12 protein-coding genes and 1 tRNA gene are annotated in these 19,782 nt (G+C 44.7%); 9 read left to right on the plus strand and 4 right to left on the minus strand.

Annotated features, from left to right (window positions below):
* Window positions 1–464: 464 nt before the first annotated feature.
* From PBT90_RS12660 to PBT90_RS12670, 3 genes are all read left to right on the plus strand, one after another.
* Window positions 465–1,652 carry an FG-GAP repeat domain-containing protein gene (locus PBT90_RS12660; protein ID WP_270129571.1) on the plus strand — a complete coding sequence of 396 codons (1,188 nt, stop codon included), beginning with the start codon at window positions 465–467 and terminating at the stop codon, window positions 1,650–1,652.
* 204 nt (window positions 1,653–1,856) lie between these two features.
* Window positions 1,857–4,520 (plus strand): DUF7133 domain-containing protein, encoded by a 2,664-nt coding sequence (locus tag PBT90_RS12665; protein WP_270129573.1) that lies wholly within the window; start codon window positions 1,857–1,859, stop codon window positions 4,518–4,520.
* Between the two features lie 226 nt (window positions 4,521–4,746).
* A complete protein-coding gene (locus tag PBT90_RS12670; RefSeq protein ID WP_264810956.1) occupies window positions 4,747–5,526 on the plus strand; it encodes a glycerophosphodiester phosphodiesterase in 780 nt (259 codons plus the stop codon).
* Between the two features lie 127 nt (window positions 5,527–5,653).
* Here the strand turns inward: PBT90_RS12670 and PBT90_RS12675 are convergent.
* The 3 genes from PBT90_RS12675 to PBT90_RS12685 form a co-directional block, all read right to left on the minus strand.
* Window positions 5,654–5,728, minus strand: a tRNA-Pro gene (locus PBT90_RS12675).
* 131 nt (window positions 5,729–5,859) lie between these two features.
* Window positions 5,860–6,099: a hypothetical protein gene (locus PBT90_RS12680; RefSeq protein ID WP_264810957.1), complete on the minus strand. Its 240-nt coding sequence runs from the start codon at window positions 6,097–6,099 to the stop codon at window positions 5,860–5,862.
* Between the two features lie 186 nt (window positions 6,100–6,285).
* Window positions 6,286–6,579: a hypothetical protein gene (locus tag PBT90_RS12685; RefSeq protein ID WP_264810958.1), complete on the minus strand. Its 294-nt coding sequence runs from the start codon at window positions 6,577–6,579 to the stop codon at window positions 6,286–6,288.
* A 603-nt stretch (window positions 6,580–7,182) separates the two neighbouring features.
* Here PBT90_RS12685 and PBT90_RS12690 point away from each other — a divergent pair.
* Window positions 7,183–8,109 carry a serine hydrolase gene (locus tag PBT90_RS12690; RefSeq protein ID WP_270129577.1) on the plus strand — a complete coding sequence of 309 codons (927 nt, stop codon included), beginning with the start codon at window positions 7,183–7,185 and terminating at the stop codon, window positions 8,107–8,109.
* Between the two features lie 4 nt (window positions 8,110–8,113).
* On the opposite strand, the gene PBT90_RS12695 is transcribed toward PBT90_RS12690, so the two are convergent.
* Window positions 8,114–8,731, minus strand: coding sequence for an HD domain-containing protein (locus PBT90_RS12695; RefSeq protein ID WP_270129580.1), 618 nt, complete (start codon window positions 8,729–8,731; stop codon window positions 8,114–8,116).
* Window positions 8,732–9,087: 356 nt separating this feature from the next.
* On the opposite strand from PBT90_RS12695, the gene PBT90_RS12700 reads away from it, so the two are divergent.
* From PBT90_RS12700 to PBT90_RS12720, 5 genes are all read left to right on the plus strand, one after another.
* Window positions 9,088–11,304: a sodium-translocating pyrophosphatase gene (locus PBT90_RS12700; protein ID WP_270129584.1), complete on the plus strand. Its 2,217-nt coding sequence runs from the start codon at window positions 9,088–9,090 to the stop codon at window positions 11,302–11,304.
* A 466-nt stretch (window positions 11,305–11,770) separates the two neighbouring features.
* On the plus strand, window positions 11,771–14,857 hold the full coding sequence (locus PBT90_RS12705; protein ID WP_270129586.1) for a SusC/RagA family TonB-linked outer membrane protein: 3,087 nt from the start codon (window positions 11,771–11,773) through the stop codon (window positions 14,855–14,857).
* A 20-nt stretch (window positions 14,858–14,877) separates the two neighbouring features.
* Complete coding sequence (locus PBT90_RS12710; protein ID WP_270129589.1) at window positions 14,878–16,290, plus strand: SusD/RagB family nutrient-binding outer membrane lipoprotein; 1,413 nt, start codon at window positions 14,878–14,880, stop codon at window positions 16,288–16,290.
* Window positions 16,291–16,388: 98 nt separating this feature from the next.
* Window positions 16,389–17,696 carry a D-alanyl-D-alanine carboxypeptidase gene (locus tag PBT90_RS12715; protein ID WP_270129591.1) on the plus strand — a complete coding sequence of 436 codons (1,308 nt, stop codon included), beginning with the start codon at window positions 16,389–16,391 and terminating at the stop codon, window positions 17,694–17,696.
* 2 nt (window positions 17,697–17,698) lie between these two features.
* Window positions 17,699–19,771 carry a S9 family peptidase gene (locus PBT90_RS12720; protein WP_270129593.1) on the plus strand — a complete coding sequence of 691 codons (2,073 nt, stop codon included), beginning with the start codon at window positions 17,699–17,701 and terminating at the stop codon, window positions 19,769–19,771.
* Window positions 19,772–19,782 lie beyond the last annotated feature (11 nt).

A 19,782-nucleotide genomic window follows, 5' to 3' on the forward strand; every position in this document is an offset into this window, starting at 1 on the left:
TGCTGATCTCAGAAATCTTTGATCTCGCATCTTGCCATCAGTTACGAAGCCCATACTTCAACTGGATTGAGCAAACCCCGAACTTTTTTGAGATATATCAAAAAGCCATCCGCACGTCTAGCCCCCAAAGTGGATTTTGAATACTTCTTTCACCCTTTTGTACTCACATAAAAGTCCTTAATCACAACTATTACCTTTACGAAAAATTCTTAGAATTAGTAATCTCTATGTTACTATCCGCTTTTCTAACCTTAAGCGACCAAAGCGATTTAGGATTTCGCAGAATTAAAAAATGTAGGGCTCTTTGGTCTTCGCTCAGCCATCTTCTCGACCAAAGGGAATTAAGTAACTACTAAGATTCCGTATATTCATTACCAGTATAAAATCTATAACCTTAAATCCAGCTCCTCGCCAAAGTACTATTCTTTAGCAAACGCAATTAGCAGTCACCCAAAAACAATCTCATGATGCACCTCACTTTTCTTCACAACATGGGCAGTAGATGGATTTCCATTTTGGCCCTGTCTATTATCTCAAATGCTGCAATTGCCCAAGAACATCAGTCCGACTTCAAGAAAACAGTAATCACCCGGGATTTTCTATCTGAAGGAGTGGCGGTCGCAGATATCAATAGAGACGGCCAAACGGACATTGTAGCCGGATATTATTGGTTTGAAGCTCCCAGCTGGAAAAAGCATCAAATCTCAGCTTCGCGGGCATTTAACCCTAGGGAAGAGTATAGCAATTCCTTCCTGAACCTGGGCATGGATGTCAATCTGGACGGTTGGGACGATGTGGTAATCATAGATTATCCCGGCACCCCGGCCTATTGGTTTGAAAATCCAAAAACTGAAAGTGACAACTGGAAGAAGCATATCATAGCCGATTCCGTGGGTATTTCTATAGAATCTCCGGGATTCATCGATATGGATGGAGATGGACGTCTGGATATTCTATGTGGGGACTATGAAAAACGACAGATCATCTGGCTTCAGGCTCCCACTTCACCTGGAGACACAGTTTGGAAGCGACACGCCCTTTCTGAAGAAAATGTCCCGGGTACAGACCGCTTTTCGCATGGGTTGGGCTATGGAGATATAAATGGTGACAATATCAAGGATGTGGTGATTTCGGAAGGTTGGTTTGAAGGCAAAACAAATCTCAAGTCCGGAGATTGGATTTTTCACCCTGTCAAAATCTCTGACCCAGCCTCGCATATGCAAATTTTAGATGTAAATGGGGATTTCAAAAACGATGTCGTCTCGGCTTCTGCACATTCCCTGGGCGTGTGGTGGCAGGAGTATGTGAATGACAGCACTTTCAAGACCCACCTGATCTCCAACCTGACCGCCCAGACTCATGCCACTCAAATGGCTGATCTTAACGGAAATGGAAAAATGGAAATGATTACCGGGAAACGGTATTTAGCGCATAACGGAAATGACGCGGGAGATGATGACACGCCATTTTTGTTTTACATAGAATTCACGCCTTGGATTGGACCTTTTTTCCGAGAGCATATCATAGACAATGACTCCGGAGCCGGACTGAATATCACCGTAGAAGACATGAACGATGATGGCAAACCAGACATAATAATCGCCAATAAGAACGGGGTGTTTTACTTCGAAAATCAATTGAACCCAAAATGACATGCATGCATAAGGCAAACTTTATAATTTCAGAATAGCCGCAGCTTGCCAAGCTTAAAATATACCCTTCACCATAGAAATACGCCAAATTTCACGGGAACTGAGTTTCTATTGATAATATCAAGCCTTTTAAAATTGAAGCTGATATATTTGAGGTTGCGAAACAGGATCGCAAAATAGTAAACCTCTAATTCCCCTTTTAGCATGTCTAAAATTTCGTTGCCCTTAGCAACCCTAGCCGGCGCCCTATTTGCCTTTGGGTGCTCCAGTCCAGATAACCGAAAGGCTGATCTCAGAGAACTCACCGAGTTTTACACCCCAAGTGGTCTTGATTCCGCCTCGCTGCAGTCTGACAGCACAGATCTGGTTTTTAGCAATTTTGCCGGGCCTGATGTGGTCCCCAGTCCGTCCGCCCTGTCCGTTTCTCCCTATGGAGAGGTGTTTGTAGGAGTAGATATGATGGGATCTCTGGGCAAAGAGCCTGGAAAAGGAAGTATAGTAAAGCTGATCGATTCTGACAACGATGGAGAAATGGATTCGCATACCGAATTCACTAAAGTTGACAACCCAAGGGGAATCATTGCCTTGAGAGATAAGGTATATGTGCTGCACACCCAGTTTTCGGAGGAAACCGGACAAGCTGAAGGTATGAACCTGGTCGTATTTACAGATGCAAACGGAGATGGCGTGGCAGATGGACATTCCCAGCTTTTGATAGAAGGGATTTCTTCCCCAGAACACCTGAGATCAAGAGGAACAGATCACTCCACCAACGGTATTCGGATGGGTATAGATGGATGGATTTATATTGCTGTGGGTGATTTCGGTTTTCATGATGCAGAAGATAGAGAAGGCACTAAACTGACTATGCTTGGCGGAGGCATAGTGCGGGTACGACCTGATGGTACAGAAATGGAAGTTTACACGCACGGGACCAGAAACATCTATGATGTGGCCATTGATCCCTTCATGAATATTTACACCCGGGGCAATACCAATGACGGGGGTGGTTGGAATATCCGGTTTATCCACTACACCCAGTCTGGAGAATATGGCTACCCCAATCTGTTTAAAAACTTCACGGATGAAATCATCCCTGCTTTAGCTGACCTGGGAGGAGGATCCGGCACAGGAAGCTACTTCATGGATGATGACCGCTGGCCAGCCAAATATAACCATGTGCCTATGATGGCTGACTGGGGCAGAAGCCAACTGTATATTCACCGAGTAAGCATGGACGGGCCTGGTTTTACCCAGGCTGATGAGGAATTTATCAAGCTTTCACAGATCACTGATGTGGATCTGGATGCCTCCGGCAGAATGTTCCTTTCCGCTTGGGATGGCGCAGGGTATAGAGGAAGCCCAGAAAAGGGATATGTAGTCCGAGTGGTACCGGAAGGCTGGGAATATGAAGCCTTTCCAGATCTTAAAAATGCTTCTTTGGAGGAGTTGACCGCTTTATTGAAAGCCACTAACTCTGTGGCCAGATTTCATGCCCAGCAGGAATTGTTAGCTCGTTTCCCGGAAGATGCCGGTGCAGCAGCACTTTCCATTGCCTCTGACAAGGCCTTGCCTCTGGAGGCTAGAGTAGCCGGTATTTACACCTATGCTCAGGCCACCTGCCAGGCAGGAAATGAGGAATTGTTAAAACTAAGTGAGGAAGAAGCGATCAGAGAATTTGCACTACGTGCAATGGCAGACCGTAAAACCTGCCTTCAAGGGGCTCCACTGGAACCCTTCATCGAAGGCGTGACTGACCCTAATGACCGGGTGAAGGCAGCAGCTATCGTAGCGCTAGGCAGAATAGGAAATGCGGACGCTGCCGAAGAACTGCTGAAAGTAAAAGTACCGGAATCATTCAAGCAACCCGAAAAAGACACTGAAGGGCCTCATGCCACCCCAAATTCAGATATTATCCTTCCGCATATTGCGATGCAGTCTCTAGTCAAACTAAATGCAGTAGAAGCAGCAGTAGAGGCCATAGGAGGTGAGAACTCCAAGCTCGCACTTTGGACACTTCGCTACAAGCATGACCCCAAAGCTGTAGACGGACTCATCGGGGCGTATGAAAGCACTGATGAGCTAGAACTGAAAGCAGAGATTCTATCCACGCTTTCCAGATTGTATAAAAAAGAAGCTCCTTATGATGGTTCATGGTGGTGGGGAACGCGTCCAGATACGCATGGTCCATACTACAAGGCCATTGATTGGGAAGAGTCTGAAAAGATCAAATCATTTCTGGTACAGGAATGGCAATCTTATGAGGACCCAATGAAAAAGCAATTTTTCGCGGAGCTAAATGAAAGAAACCGAATGGATATCCCAGAGTTTGGCAATGAGGGCTCCAACCTGGTCATCAATGAAACCGAGGTAGATCTGGAAGAGATCAAAAACAAAAAAGGACAAGTGGGACAAGCATCCATTGAGGATGTAATTCTGGCTGTAAGTGATATCAAAGGAGACCCTGTAAAGGGGAAAGCCCTATTTACCAGCCAAGGTTGTATCGCCTGTCATAGTGTAGAAAAAGGTCAGCCGCTAAAAGGGCCTTTCATGGGACAAATCGGGTCCATTATGAATAGATCTCAGATCACCGAGTCCATCCTAAAACCCAATGCTTCCATTTCCCAGGGCTTTGGCACTGTAAAAGTTGAGACCAAAGACGAAAAGGTGTATATGGGCTTTGTGACTGGAGAAAATGCCAATGAACTGGTATTGCAGGACATAGGCGGTAATGCTACCAAACTAAACAAGAGTGATATTAAATCCAGGGAAGAACTGGAAAACTCCATGATGCCTCCGGGCTTGGCCAATGCTCTTTCTTATGAAGAACTGGCCTCACTGGTAAGTTACCTAGAAGCTCAAAAATAGTATTCCTGTTACACGCTTTTGCTGCTTTGGGAAATAGAGCCAACTCTAAAACAGCCCCGGATTGAGATTCGGGGCTGTTTTTAGTTACGGCGGCAGTACATTCCTGCACATCTAATTATGATAATTCGGCATAAAGCCATAATTAACTTTTCATGAATTATTCCAAACGGGATAGTTCATTCCTCCCCATTTTTTACTTTTAAGAGAATTACCAAAACTCAGTCACATGCGACTCCTCCTATTCACCCTGCTTACTGCCTTGTCAGCCTGCACTATTTCCTTTGCTCAGAAGTCTTTCCACCAAAACAAGGTCATCGCTCACCGTGGTGCCTGGAAAGCTGAAGGCCTTCCCCAAAATTCCATTGCCTCATTGAAACAGGCGGTGGAGCTAGGCTGCGAAGGGTCTGAGTTTGATGTATGGATGACTGCAGACGGGGTTTTGGTGGTCAATCACGATGCCGATTTCGAAGGAATGGACATAGAAACTTCCACTTACCAGGAGCTTACAGCAAAGAAACTCCCTAACGGCGAGCAACTTCCTACTGTAAAAGCTTACCTCAAAGCTGGCAAGAAACAAAAAGGCACCAAATTAATATTCGAAATCAAACCATCCAGGATTTCTGTAGAAAGAAGCATAGAAATAGCCGAAAAGTCTGTGATGATGGTGAAGAAAATGAAAGCCGAAAAATGGGTGGACTACATCACCTTCAGCTACGAGGGTGGGTTGAAAGCCATAGAAACGGATCCGGAAGCCAATGTAGCTTACCTCACAGGAGACAAAACTCCTGCAGAATTGAAAGAAGCCGGGTATTTTGGATTTGATTACAATATCAATCTTCTAAGGAAAAATCCACAATGGATCAAGGAGGCGCAGGAATTGGGATTGACGGTAAATGCCTGGACGGTAAACAAAGAAGAGGATTTGAAATGGTTTTTGGAGCAGAACCCTGATTTCATTACCACTGATGAGCCTGAGCTATTGTTTAAATTGATGGAATCGAAGTGAGGATAGGGTGTGGGGACTTGAGCTAAAGGTGGTCACCTTGTTGTTCTCATTTTGGTGTCAATAAAAAAACAAAAGCCCGTAAAACTATTGATTTACAGGCTTTTATAAAACATGATTTTCCAACCCGTCGGGGTGACAGGATTTGAACCTGCGACCTCACGCCCCCCAGACGTGCACGCTAACCGGACTGCGCCACACCCCGAATTTGTCACGAATTTAATCATCTTGGCTAATTTTCAGAATAGCACCCAGAAATTATGTTTCGTAGTAGTTTTCTGATACCGGAAGCTTTTTTGCGCAAAACACAGCTCCCTCAAAAAAACTTAAGGCCAATCAATCCTTATCCTTGTACAAGGAGGTCTTGATCACATAATCCTGAACCTTACCGCAACAATGATCACAGGCTTTGGCCTTTGGCCGGATGGAAGCGGCCTTACGCAAGGCTTCCTTACTCGAATTATAAGGACCTAGGTAATCCCGCTCGTAGAGATCAGGGATATGCTCACATTCCCTATCATGGATTTCAAAAGCGCCCTCCGAATTGGGCTTGGAAGAGAGATAAAAGAATTTCATGTGTTTTCCTGATTTTTCAATATCACACCTGCGTCCGACTTACGGCAGCGGACAGGTTTATGGCTTAATAGATTTGACTATTCCAAAATTACAACAGCCCTAAACACAAAAAAATACCCTGTACAGGGTATTTTTTGGCTCTGAAACTCCCCTAATCACTCATTATCTGCGCAAAATCAAAAATCCTTATCGGTAATACCGCTCCATCAGCATAGCCCACTCCTCATCCAGAGTTTGCTCAGGCCTGCTTTCTCCTGATCTTCCATACCAATAATCTGCATTCCACAGGTCTCCTTCTTTTCTATGCAAATAGGCGTGGATCCGAGCAGCATCCTTACCCCCTAATGAATCAACTTGATCATGGGCTTTTTTCCAATCACCATTGCCGTCATACCAGAGCGCCTTTAGTACGGGACTTAGATCTGCAAGCCCTGCTTTATCTGCTAAAAAAGAGGTGTATTGGGAATGTTGAGTTGACATAACTAATCTTATTTTATCGAATGGAATTATCTATTTAGTGAAACCGGTTTCTTACCAGTAGCCCAATAATTAAACCTAAAGGCTCATAGGGTTTGCTTACAACTAGCTTTTAGGCTGCTTCAGCCTTTCCCCTACTGCAGGAGTCAGCCGGAACAGGTGCTGAGCGAAGCCAATGCATAGTTCTTCTGACCCGATATGCCAAGAATTATTGATCACTGGCTTCACTGGGTCTATTCATCTCATTTTTTTTAAAATTCATGGGAGTAAAGTAACAAAAGGATTACAGGATTTGGAAACCTGATGTGATCAAAGAAATAAATCAGATGACAGGTTGAAATAGGCTAAAGAAAGTCCAAACGCTGATTGTCTGCTTTTCTTAATTCAATTCCGAGGCTTATTACATTGTTGAGGTTCTGAAATACGCCAATGCTCCCTCCCTATTGTAAAACGCCCAGGGCTGAAGGGGATCGGAAAACAAGAGATTCGAGGGACAGCCTAGGTCTTTATCCCACTATCCCTGTACACCAAGTGCATAGCCTCACCGGCGACATTGTGGATATTTATAATTTTGCACTTACCATATCTATTCCCAACTTGAGTCCTATGAAATACTGTCACCTGCTACTCTCGCTCTTTCTCATCATCCTTACCAGCAAAGTCACTGCACAAAATCAAGATAAGCTATCTGGCCAAATCAAGAGTCTGATCAAAGACTTCAAGGGAGATATAGGAATTTACATGGAGCACATTCCCAGTGGAAACACCATTGAAATCAATGCTGACACTATTTTCCCCACAGCTAGTCTAGTCAAAGTCCCTATACTTCTGGGGATTTTTGACAAAATCGAAAATGGGGAACTACAATACCATCAGCCCCTAATGTACCGGGACTCTATCAAGTACGGAGGTTCTGGACTGATGCAGTTTTTCAGAGATTCCACCCAGACGGATCTGAGCACTTTGATTGCTTTGATGCTGAGCTACTCGGACAATACTACTTCGCTTTGGAACCAAGCACTAGCTGGAGGAGGCTCAGAGATCAATCTACTGATGGAAAAGCTCGGCTACCAACACACCAGAGTGAATAGCCGCACGGCAGGAAGGGAAAAAATCTGGGAGAAATATGGCTGGGGCCAAAGCACGCCCAAAGAGATGGCAGGCATGTTCAAGCAAATCTTCAAGAAAGAAATGATCAGCATCCCTGCATCAGAACAAATGTACCGACTGCTATCAAACACCTTTTATACAGACTATGCGATTTCCAGCATACCGCCCGGAGTCAATGTAGCCAGCAAACAAGGCATGGTGAATGCTTCCAGGTCTGAGGTTTTTCTGGTCAATGCGCCAGAAGGGGATTATGTGTGTGCCATTTTCACTAAAAACAATAAAGACCAAAGCTGGGAATATAACAATGAGGCCTGGGAGCTTACACGAGCTATTTCTAGCCTATTCTGGAATCAGCTAAACCCCAATCACCCATACCAGGCTCCAGTACAAATGAAACAGTATCAAGAAGGCCTAGCCTACTGATACCTCAGAACTCCAGCTCTTTAATTTTAGCTTGTAGAAACTCAAGATTGGCCAGTTTGCCCGGTAAAAAATGCTCCTTGGCATACTCGCTGTGGTACCGGTGTTGCTTCATGAACTGCTCGCTGTTCCGTAGCCATTCGGCCAGTTTCCATTTTTTCCGGTTCAGTTGTTCATTTTCTTTTTTGAGAATTAGCGTTTGTTCATAAAACTGATCCGAACTCAGGTGATAAAGGTCAGCATCGCAAATAATACATTCCAGCAGATTTTGCGGCTGCTGTGGCACCTTAGTAGCCAAAATAGCCCCTTGCACTCTATTGATTCTGCAAGGTTCAACAGACATTGACGCTAATAATTTGCCTGCAAAGGCTGCTCCACGCTTTTCATGCTCCTGGGCCACACCTTGTAGATATCCTATGTCATGCAACCAGCCCGCTATGGTCAAATCTTCCTGCTGCTCTTGCGGCAAATCGTAAAAACCACCAATAATCCCCACTTGATTTACAATAGATAAGGTATGATCAAGATTGTGATAACAAACTTCAGGATTCAACGCTGTGTCAAACAATTCTCTGGTCTTGTACTCTATCTCTAAAAGAAGTTTATCCACTTGTTTATTGAACATTAAAATGATGCTGAAAAACTAATTTACTATTAATATTGAATCCTGTGGCATAAAGCTTTGATATTTAATCCATTCCCTTCCAAAACGGAGATAAATGTCCGGTATAGGTATGGTTGATCTGGATAAAATGCTCAAAAATGATCCTTGTCCCGAAATTTTACCGGAATTACGAGAATTAAGCAGAATCAGCATAAAAGAAAGAAATGGCTTAAACAAAGCTCATTTTTATTGAAGAATATTTAATAAAACGCAGCAATACCAACTCTCTACCTAATAATATTTGCTATTGGCTGGTTCATAAGAAATTATATCTTTGATAAATTAACATTAACCCAACCAAGTTTTTAATCAATCATATGGAACAAGCTCTAATTTATCTAGTACCCCTTCTGGGGATCATAGGCCTGATCGTGATGGCCATTAAGTCTGCCTGGGTGACCAAGCAAGAAACAGGCGACAAAACCATGATGGAACTGGCCGGCTACATTGCAGATGGAGCCATGGCTTTTCTAAAAGCCGAATGGAAAGTACTCGGCTATTTTGCGGTGATCGCCATGATCCTGCTGGCCTGGTCTGGCAATATGGTGGAAACCTCCAGTCCGGTAATTGCCATCTCATTTTTAATAGGCGCAGTATTCTCAGCATTTGCAGGGTTTATAGGTATGCGCATCGCCACCAAAGCCAATGTCCGCACCACTCAAGCTGCCCGAACTAGTTTAAAGCAAGCCCTCAAGGTATCATTTACCGGTGGGTCTGTGATGGGGCTAGGAGTAGCAGGACTAGCCGTCCTCGGGCTTGGCGCATTATTTATAGTATTCTACCAACTCTATGTACAGCGTGTAGGTGCCGGAGTGAATGGCGTGGAAATGGAAAAAGCGCTGGAAGTCTTGGCCGGTTTTTCCCTGGGGGCTGAATCTATCGCGCTTTTTGCCCGTGTAGGCGGGGGTATCTATACCAAAGCTGCTGATGTGGGAGCCGATCTAGTGGGAAAGGTGGAAGCAGGGATTCCAGAAGATGATGTCAGAAACCCGGCTACCATTGCAGATAATGTAGGAGATAATGTGGGTGATGTGGCCGGAATGGGCGCAGATCTGTTTGGCTCCTATGTAGCTACGATTTTGGCGACCATGGTATTAGGCAGAGAGATTGTCTCAGCAGATAATTTCGGAGGTATTGCCCCTATACTTCTACCTATGGTTTTGGCAGGCTTGGGAATTATATTTTCCATACTCGGGATGCTTTTTGTGACAATTAAAGACGAAAAAGGTGACGTACAAAAAGCACTAAATATGGGCAATTGGTCATCGATTGTATTTACGGCCATTGCCTCTTTTTTCATCGTGCAGTACATGCTACCGGAGACCATGTCCATCCGAGGCTATGAATTCACCAATATTCAGGTCTTTTATGCTATCATCCTGGGCTTGGTAGTAGGCACCTTGATGAGCATTATCACAGAATACTACACCGCCATGGGCAAAAGACCTGTCAAATCCATTATCAAGCAATCCGCCACCGGCCATGCCACCAACATCATCGGGGGACTATCAGTGGGAATGGAATCCACTGTTCTACCAATTTTAGTTTTGGCTGGTGGAATATATGGAGCCTATGAGTTTGCCGGTCTTTACGGAGTGGCTATCGCCGCCGCAGGCATGATGGCTACTACAGCTATGCAACTGGCCATTGATGCATTTGGCCCTATCGCCGACAATGCGGGCGGAATAGCTGAAATGAGCCAGCTACCAGAAGAAGTCAGAGGGAGAACTGATATTTTAGATGCGGTAGGCAATACCACTGCAGCCACCGGCAAAGGCTTTGCCATCGCTTCAGCCGCTTTGACTTCCCTGGCTCTTTTTGCGGCCTTTGTAGGAATCGCCGGAATAGATGCCATAGACATTTACAAAGCTCCTGTATTGGCAGGCTTATTTGTAGGCGGCATGATCCCCTTTATTTTCTCCTCCCTGGCTATCGCCGCAGTAGGCCGTGCAGCCATGGACATGGTCAATGAAGTGAGAAGACAGTTTCGTGAGATTCCCGGCATCATGGAGTACAAAGCCAAGCCGGAATACGACAAGTGCGTGGAAATATCCACCAAAGCATCTATTCGGGAAATGATCGCACCTGGAGCGATCGCCTTGATCACACCCATTCTGGTAGGTTTTCTTTTTGGGCCGGAAGTACTGGGAGGCTTGCTCGCTGGAGTCACTGTTTCTGGCGTATTGATGGGAATGTTCCAGTCCAACGCTGGTGGAGCATGGGACAATGCAAAGAAATCATTTGAGAAAGGAGTGGAAATCGATGGGGAGATGTTTTATAAAAAATCAGAACCACACAAGGCATCCGTAACCGGTGACACGGTAGGAGATCCTTTCAAAGACACCTCCGGACCTTCCATGAATATCCTGATCAAGTTAATGTCAATTGTGGCCTTGATCATTGCCCCGCATATTTCCGAAAAGGCTCACTCTGACACTTTGACCAGCAACATAGAGGTGAAAAAAGAAATCACCTATGAAAATGGCAAGAAGGTAGTCACGGAAACGATCACAGCGCTTGAGAAGAATGAATAAGTCTTAACCTAAGATTAATTTTGCACCAAGGCTGCCTTTAACCAGAGGCAGCCTTTTCTTATGCCTAATTTATAGGGGATTAGCGATACTTTGCACGAATTCAAAATTAAATATTGCAAAAAATAGCAGTTAGTAATATTTTCTTAGTTTAAACTTTTTATTATCAAAATCTCAAAAATCCCTTTTAAAAAATTGAAATAAACGCCCGATTATCCTTAATTTATGAATTGATGATAAAAGAAACAGGGATAATCTACCCAAATTCTGAGATTATGCTGCAAAATGGTCTAATATCTCTCTTTCACTTACCATCAAAGCCAATTCCCTAGTTTTCAAATAGCTAGAGGAAAAACCATAATTTTAGGCCGTTTTCTTGCCAGAAAAGTTCGAATAAATCAGCTAGTAACTGCAAGAATTTGCCAGATATTAAAACAAAACCAATTAATAATCCATAAACACTAAACACATGAAGAAAAACTACGAAATGACATTGCTTTTTCTGTTGAGTTTTCTGGGGAGTATTCCGCTCTTTGCCCAGCAAAACATCACAGGAAAGGTAACCGCACAGGAAGACGGCATGCCGCTTCCAGGTGTGAGCATCGTGATTCAGGGCACCACCACAGGTGCCGTGACTGATTTGGACGGAAATTATTCGATTTCTGTACCCAATGCTGAGTCGGTCCTGGTATATTCATTTATCGGGTTTGAAACTGTCACCAGAACGGTAGGAAACAACTCTACCATTAATGTAGCTATGCCTACAGAGACTTCCGAGCTGGATGAATTCATAGTGACAGCCTTCGGTATTTCTCAAGAAAAGAAAGCTCTAGGCTACTCCGCACAAAGTGTGGACGCTGAAGCAATCACCGCTACTAAGCAACCAAACATCGTTAATGCCCTGCAAGGTCAGGTAGCAGGTGTGCAGGTTACTAACTCAGGTGGTGCACCAGGTCAGTCTGCAAGAATTGTGATCAGAGGTATCAATTCCCTGGATCCTTCTGCAGATAACCAGCCCCTATTCGTAGTGGATGGTGTACCCGTGGATAACTCTACTGTGGAGTCCGCCAATACGCCTAGAGGTATGTCAAACAGAATGGCTGATATCAACCCCAATGATATCGAGTCCATGTCCGTATTGAAAGGTGCAGCCGCCACAGCACTGTACGGGGTACGTGCTGCGAACGGTGCAGTGATCATCACTACCAAAAAAGGAAAAGCTGGACAAGTTCAGGTCAATATCAACAGTTCTGTAGGTTTTGATAAGCTAGTAAAAATGCCTGCATTGCAGGACGAATATGGTCAAGGTTTCAGTGGAGAAAGAGATGACAGTAGTTTCTGGCCTTCATGGGGTGCAAGTTTCGCTGAAGAAAATGACCCTAGCTATGTGTATCAGGACAATTGGAACAATGCATTTGATACAGGAGTAACCCTAGATAATAATGTAAGTGTATCCGGGGGTAATGAAAAAGCCACCTTCTTTGGATCATTTGGGCGTTTGGATCAAGATGGTATCATTCCATTCTCCAACTGGGCAAGAACTACAGCGAAGCTTTCCGGTACGGTCACTGCCAGCGAAAAATTCAACTTTTCAGCTTCCATGAATTACTCCAATTCAGGTGGTAACCGTGTTCCTCATGATAGATTCCTAGAGCGAATGATGTACTGGTCAGAATCTACAGACGTTACCGACTACATCAACGAAGATGGAACCATGAAAACCTACGGTAATACCAACCCTATCTATGATGCTCGCTTTGCCACTTATGAAGATAATGTAAACCGTGTAATCGGTAACATCAACTTAAATTACAGTCCAGCTGATTGGATCACGCTTTCGTACCGCTTGGGTACTGACTTTTATTCAGACAGCAGAGAGGAAATCACTCCCGGCCCCATGGGTATAGACGGAGAGCAGGCTTTGAGTTCCACTGGATTTATCGAAGAAACCAGAATTAACAGCCGTGATTTGAACTCAAACTTCTACGTGACTTTGAAAAAGCAGTGGAACCCGGACTGGAACACCCAATTGAGATTAGGTAACGATGTATTTGAAAGAAAATATGACCGGGTAACGGCTACAGGTTCCGACTTTGTGATCCCTGGATTTTACAACCTGAATAATACGACTCAGATTTTTGCGAGCCAAGGATCTAGCATACGTCGCTTGGTAGGTTTCTATGGAGACTTGATGGTAGATTACAAGAACCTACTCTTCCTGAATGTAACCGGTAGAAATGACATCTCTTCTACCCTGCCAAAGGAAAACAACTCCTTCTTCTATCCTTCAGTGAACTTGGGGTGGGTATTTAGCGAGAGCTTTAGCATGCCTTCTTGGGTTACTTTTGGTAAGCTGAGAGGTTCATGGGCACAAGTAGGTAAGGATACCAATCCGCATATCCTCGGAGCCACCTTCGTATCCCCTTCAGTATTCCCGCTGAACGGTCAGGTGGGATTCTCTAAAAATTCACAATTTGGAGATCCGGCTTTGAAACCAGAGCTAACCACCTCTATCGAATTTGGTACACAAATGGCCTTTTTCAACAATAGAGCAAACTTGGATGTAACTTACTACAAGTCCAACGCAAGAGATCAGATCATACCCGTACCTATCTCAGATGCCACTGGATTTTCATCCTACATCACCAATGCAGGTGAAATCGAAAACCGTGGTTGGGAGATTGTATTGGGAGGTAGCCCAATAGAAACTACTGATTTCAAATGGGATGTGACCGCAAACCTAACTACCAATAAAAATGAGATCAAAGGGATCAGAGAAGGTATCGACCAGATCGTAATCGGTTCCCAATTCGGATATTCAGGAAGTACTGTCACCATGATCCTAACCGAGGGTGAAGCTTATGGTAACATCTATGGATCCCACTATGTAAGACCTGGCTTGGAAGAAGGCGCTACACATCTAGACAGATCCCTGACACAGCAAATTGGCGCCAATGGATTCCCAGTCCGTACGGGTAATCAGCTCATTCTAGGAAATGCAGTTCCAAAATTCTTTGGGGGATTGAGAAACACCCTGACCTACAAAGGACTGGAACTTTCCTTTATGATTGACTTCAGAACTGGCATAGAGCAATATGATCAATTTGGCAACTTCCTTTCTGCCTTTGGTAAGCAAGAAGATTCAGAAAGAAGAAACGATACGGTGATCTTCCCAGGTGTACTAGCTGATGGTTCTCAAAACTCCAAAGAAGTGTGGCTAGGGCAAGGCGTTGGCCCGGACGGCGTGGATTATGGAGCTGGGTATTGGAGAAATTACTACAGAACCACATCTGAAAACTTTGTAAATGATGCAAGCTTTCTGAAACTGAGAAACATCACCCTAGCCTACAGTTTACAGCCAGCTGTATTGGAAAGGACTCCTTTCAGAAGTGCGAGACTTTCGCTAGCAGCTAATAACATCATCCTTTCCACTCCTTGGGATGGATTTGATCCTGAATCTTTCTCAGCAGGTGCTGGCGGAAACGCCATAGGATTTACAGGACTAGGATTCCCTGGTGTCCAAAGTTATTTCGTGACCTTGAATCTTGGACTCTAAACCACTAAACGAACGAAACGATGAAAATCAACAATAAAATACTAGCAATGGTGGGCACCACGGTTTTACTCAGTGCCTCCAGCTGTGACTCATACTTGGATGTCAATACGAATCCAAACAACCCTACAGATGCGCCGATTTCAGGTCTGATGACCAACATCACCTACCAAACCAGCTTAAATGTATATCGGGAAGGTAGCGCGGTGGCCAATTATGTGCAGTACCTCGCCTCACCCAACCCGGGCAGTGGTTCGGATACCATGGATCCACTTAATTTCAGCTCCCTTTGGTTCAATCTTTACAATGTAATGACAGACCTAAATGAGCTTACAATCAAAGCAGAAGAGTCTGGTGCAAATCATTACCTGGGAGCCGGCCAAGTGCTCATGGCATTTAACCTAGGCATGACAGTCGACCTTTTTGGAGATGTGCCGTTTTCAGAAAGCTTTAACTTCACCACCGTAACTCCGGCCTATGATAACGACGAGCAGCTTTATGGACAGGTCTTTTCTCTGCTAGACCAAGGGATAGCAAATCTAGAAAGTGAAACAACTGCCTCCATAGGAGCAGATGACTTTATCTATGAAGGTGATGTGGACAATTGGTTGAAATTTGCCTATACTTTGAAAGCCAGGTATATGATACACACCAAAGGAACCGGCTCATATAGCGCTTCCGAGGTTTTAGACGCCGTGTCCAAGGGTTTCACCTCAAACGACCAAAATGCTCAGGTTGAATTCTTTGAGCAGGACTTCAATCCCTGGGCAAGTGTAGCTATCAACAACGCCAATTTACTCCTTGGAGGTTGGATTTCTGAACAGTTTATCCAGGCTTTGGATGGTACATCCTACCCTGCTGTAGATCCACGTTTGCCACTTTTGGTAGGTACTACTGATGAGGGTGAATTTGTTGGAACTGTAAACGGTGCAGGTAGAGGAAATGCTCCTGAGCAGGGCGCAAGGTCTACTTTGGTAGAAGGACAATACCTGACTTCAAGACAATCTCCTGTACTGATTGCCACGTATTCTGAGCTCAAGTTTATAGAAGCAGAAGCAGCTTTGGGTACAGATCAGGATCGAGCCTATGCTGCCTACATGGATGGAATCGAAGCAAATATGGATATGCTCAGCGTGGACGACGAAAGCAAAAATGCTTACCTGACAGATCCTAGCGTAGCTGTAGGTGCGGCTAACCTGACTATAGACCTGATCTTCAAAGAAAAATATGTAGCAAACTTCCTACACCCTGAGACCTGGAATGATGCACGTAGGTTTGACTATGCGTACAAGGACTTCACTCAGCCGGCAAATATGAACCCGGATCTTGGCGGAGAATACATCAGAAGATTCGCTTATCCAGATAGTGAGCAGAGCCGTAATGGCGCCAACGTGCCTGAGGTCACCTTGCTAGACAGAATCTGGTGGGATCAATAATCCCTCAACTTATATTAAAGTCTCCCGCCTTATGGCTGGAGACTTTTTTATTTTATCCCGGATCTTAATCCGGATTTACTCAGCTTTCCCCAATTCCCATGAGAAACTACCTATTAATTCTCCTTTTTCTATTCAGCTCCTGCACGGTTCAGAAAATCAATAAATCCATTACCAAGTCAGACATTTTTGACCAAGGTCACCTTGGATTTATGCTGACCGACCCCACTACAGACAAGGTACTGGTCGATATCAATTCAGACAAGTACTTTATCCCTGCCTCCAATACCAAGCTATTTACTTTCTACACCTCTTACACGCTACTAGGAGACAGCCTGATCAACGGGTTGAACTACTTAGAAAAAGGAGATTCACTGATCTTTTGGGGAACTGGAGATCCTAGTTTGCTTCACCCGGATCTAAAAAACACTACGGCCCTTGAATTTTTGAAAAGCCAGGACAAGAAGCTGTACTTATTGGATAATTTCGACCAGGTCAATGCATTTGGGCCGGGCTGGTCCTGGGATTGGTACAATGCCTATTATGCCGCTGAGCGTGCTGCACTTCCCGTGTATGGCGACATCGTACGCTTTGCCAAAGAAGCCGGCGACAGTACTTTTACGGTTTATCCCCCTCGCTTTGAAACAAACTTGCAGCTCGTGGAGCCAAGGGGCAACTCCAGCTCTAGCTTCAGAAGGGAACATCTGGAAAACAAATTCAACTACTTCGTCACCTCAGAGGCTACAGACCGACGCTTCGAAACGGATATCCCCTTTATTACCTCTGCAGAATTCGCAGCGCAAATGCTAGCTGAGGAAACAGGTAAGGAAATCCATGTGATCAAAAACCCGGCATACTTTTCAGAAGACCCTAAGAAATTACTCACTGCACCAGCAGATAGCATCTATGCACAGATGATGAAAATTTCGGATAATTTCCTCGCTGAGCAGCTTTTGCTTTTAGTATCGGATCAGCTAGAAAACAAGTTGAGTACCTATGACGCCATTGCTTATGCAAAGGAAAATCTTTTGGCAGATCTGCCAGACGAACCGATCTGGGTAGATGGTTCTGGACTTTCTGCCAAAAACATGTTTACACCCAGAAGCATCATTGCTTTGCTGGGAAAAATAAGAGCTGAGGTTCCATGGGAAAAAATCCAAGCTTATTTCCCGGCAGGAGGAGAATCCGGCACGATCAGAAATTGGTACCCCGCAGATGAAGGACAGCCTGCATACATTTATGCCAAAACCGGGACCCTCTCCATGACCAACGCACTAAGCGGATACTTACTGACTAAAAGCGGCAAAATTCTACACTTCTCCTGTATTTTTAATAATTACCCCATCTCCGGCACTGAACTAAAAACAGAGTTGACCAAGGTACTCTATAACATTCACGATAAATACTAGACATGAAACGATCGCTCTTTCTTCTCTTGTGTTTGCTGATCACTGCATCATCAGCCCAAGCTCAATCCTTCACCATGGAGCAGGTGGGAAAATTCAGCTTTCCTTCTGAGCTCAGCTCCTCTCCCACTGGTGAAAAAATAGCCTGGGCCATGAATGAGCAGGGAAAAAGAAACGTGTATTTTGCGGAGGGGCCTGAGTTCACTCCCAAAAAACTTACCGATTTCAATGAAGATGATGGGCAGGAAATTTCCAGCCTACAGTTCACACCTGACGGCAAATGGCTGATCTTTGTGCGGGGTGGTGACCATGGAGGAGGCAATGCTTCTTCCCCGGTAAATGCACAGAACCTACCAATACTACCAAAAGTAGAACTATGGAAAATCAGCTTAGCCTCAGGCAAGGCTGAGCCAATTACCGAGGGAGATGATCCTTTTGTAGGATTCCCCGACAAAGTAGCTTTCCTCAAAAGCGGACAAATCTGGACTATTAACCTTACAGGAACTACCAAGCCTAACCAACTTTTTGAAGTAAAGGGGAGCATACGCTCAGCGAGCTATTCACCAGATGGAAGCAAGCTTGCTTTTGTAAACAATCGAGGTTCCCATTCCTTGGTCGGAGTGTATCAGGATGAAAACACACCCATCGAATGGATCGCCCCCTCTTTCCACAGAGATGTCATGCCCCAATGGTCACCTGACGGAAATGAAATTGCATTTATTAGGTTAAGAGGCGGAAGTGGTGCTGCATTTCCGGTTTTGGAACCCAGGCATATCCCTTGGGAGATTTGGATTGCAAATCTAGCTGAAAAAACTGCCAAGCAACTCTGGAAAGCGCCTGAAACCCTTCCTGGCTCCTATTCCTACCCCTTCTTCTCCTTTACAGGGGATGGTAATTTAGTATTCCAATCCTACGAAGACGGTTGGCAGCACTTATATACGCTAGATTCCAAATCCGGGGAATCCAAAATCCTCACCCCAGGAGAATACATGGTAGAGCAGGTTAAAATCAACCCTGCCAAATCAAAACTCATTTTTTCCGCAAACACAGGGGAAAGCCCGGAGGATATAGACCGAAGACATATTGGCACCGTGGATCTTCTTAATTCCAAATTAACTTGGGAAACCAGTGGAACAGGAATAGAAGCAAATCCGGTCTGGATTGGAAATGGAAATAAAAAAGCATTCTTCAGCGCGACTGCCCAAAGATCCCATTTGATCGCAGTGAATACCGGGGAACAAACTATGCTCCTCCAAGAGCATCTCATACCGGATGATTTCCCACAAAACGCGCTGGTGATCCCGAAGCAAGTAAAATTCTCAGCCCCAGATGGGACTACTGTATATGGACAATTATTTGAGAAGGAAGGTGGTCCGGCTAAGAAACCCGGAGTGATTTTCGCCCATGGTGGGCCACAACGGCAAATGTTGCTCGGCTGGAGCTATATGGATTACTATTCTAATACTTATGCCTTAAACCAATATTTGGCTGAACTGGGCTTTGTGGTTTTGTCTGTTAATTACAGACTTGGGATAGGTTATGGGTATGAATTTCACCGTCCTGCCAATGGCTATTACCGAGGCGCTGTGGAGTATCAAGACATCAAAGCCGGTGGTGAATTTTTAGCCAATCTACCTCAGGTGGATGCTGAAAGGATCGGGATCTATGGAGGAAGTTACGGAGGGTATCTGACCGCTTTAGCCTTGGCCCGGGATTCGGATTTATTTAAAGTAGGGGTAGACATTCATGGTGTACATGATCTAGACGGAAGGTACAAACTGCCAGAAACCTATGAAGTGGCCCCAGACCTGGATGAAGCTAAAAAAATCGCCTGGGAGTCCTCTCCTATGTCCGACTTGGAAAACTGGACCTCACCTGTACTATTTATTCATTCAGACGATGATAGAAATGTGGGCGTGAGCCAAACAGCAGCTATAATCAGAAGATTTGAAGAAATGGGCAAAAGCTATGAAGCCTTACTTATTCCAGGTGATACGCACCATTGGATGAAGTGGTCAAATATGATCCGAGTAGATCAGGCCACAGCTGATTTCCTAGAAAAGCACCTTATGGACTAAGTTAAAAAACC

This window comes from Algoriphagus sp. TR-M9 (assembly GCF_027594545.1).
Lineage (GTDB): Bacteria > Bacteroidota > Bacteroidia > Cytophagales > Cyclobacteriaceae > Algoriphagus > Algoriphagus halophytocola.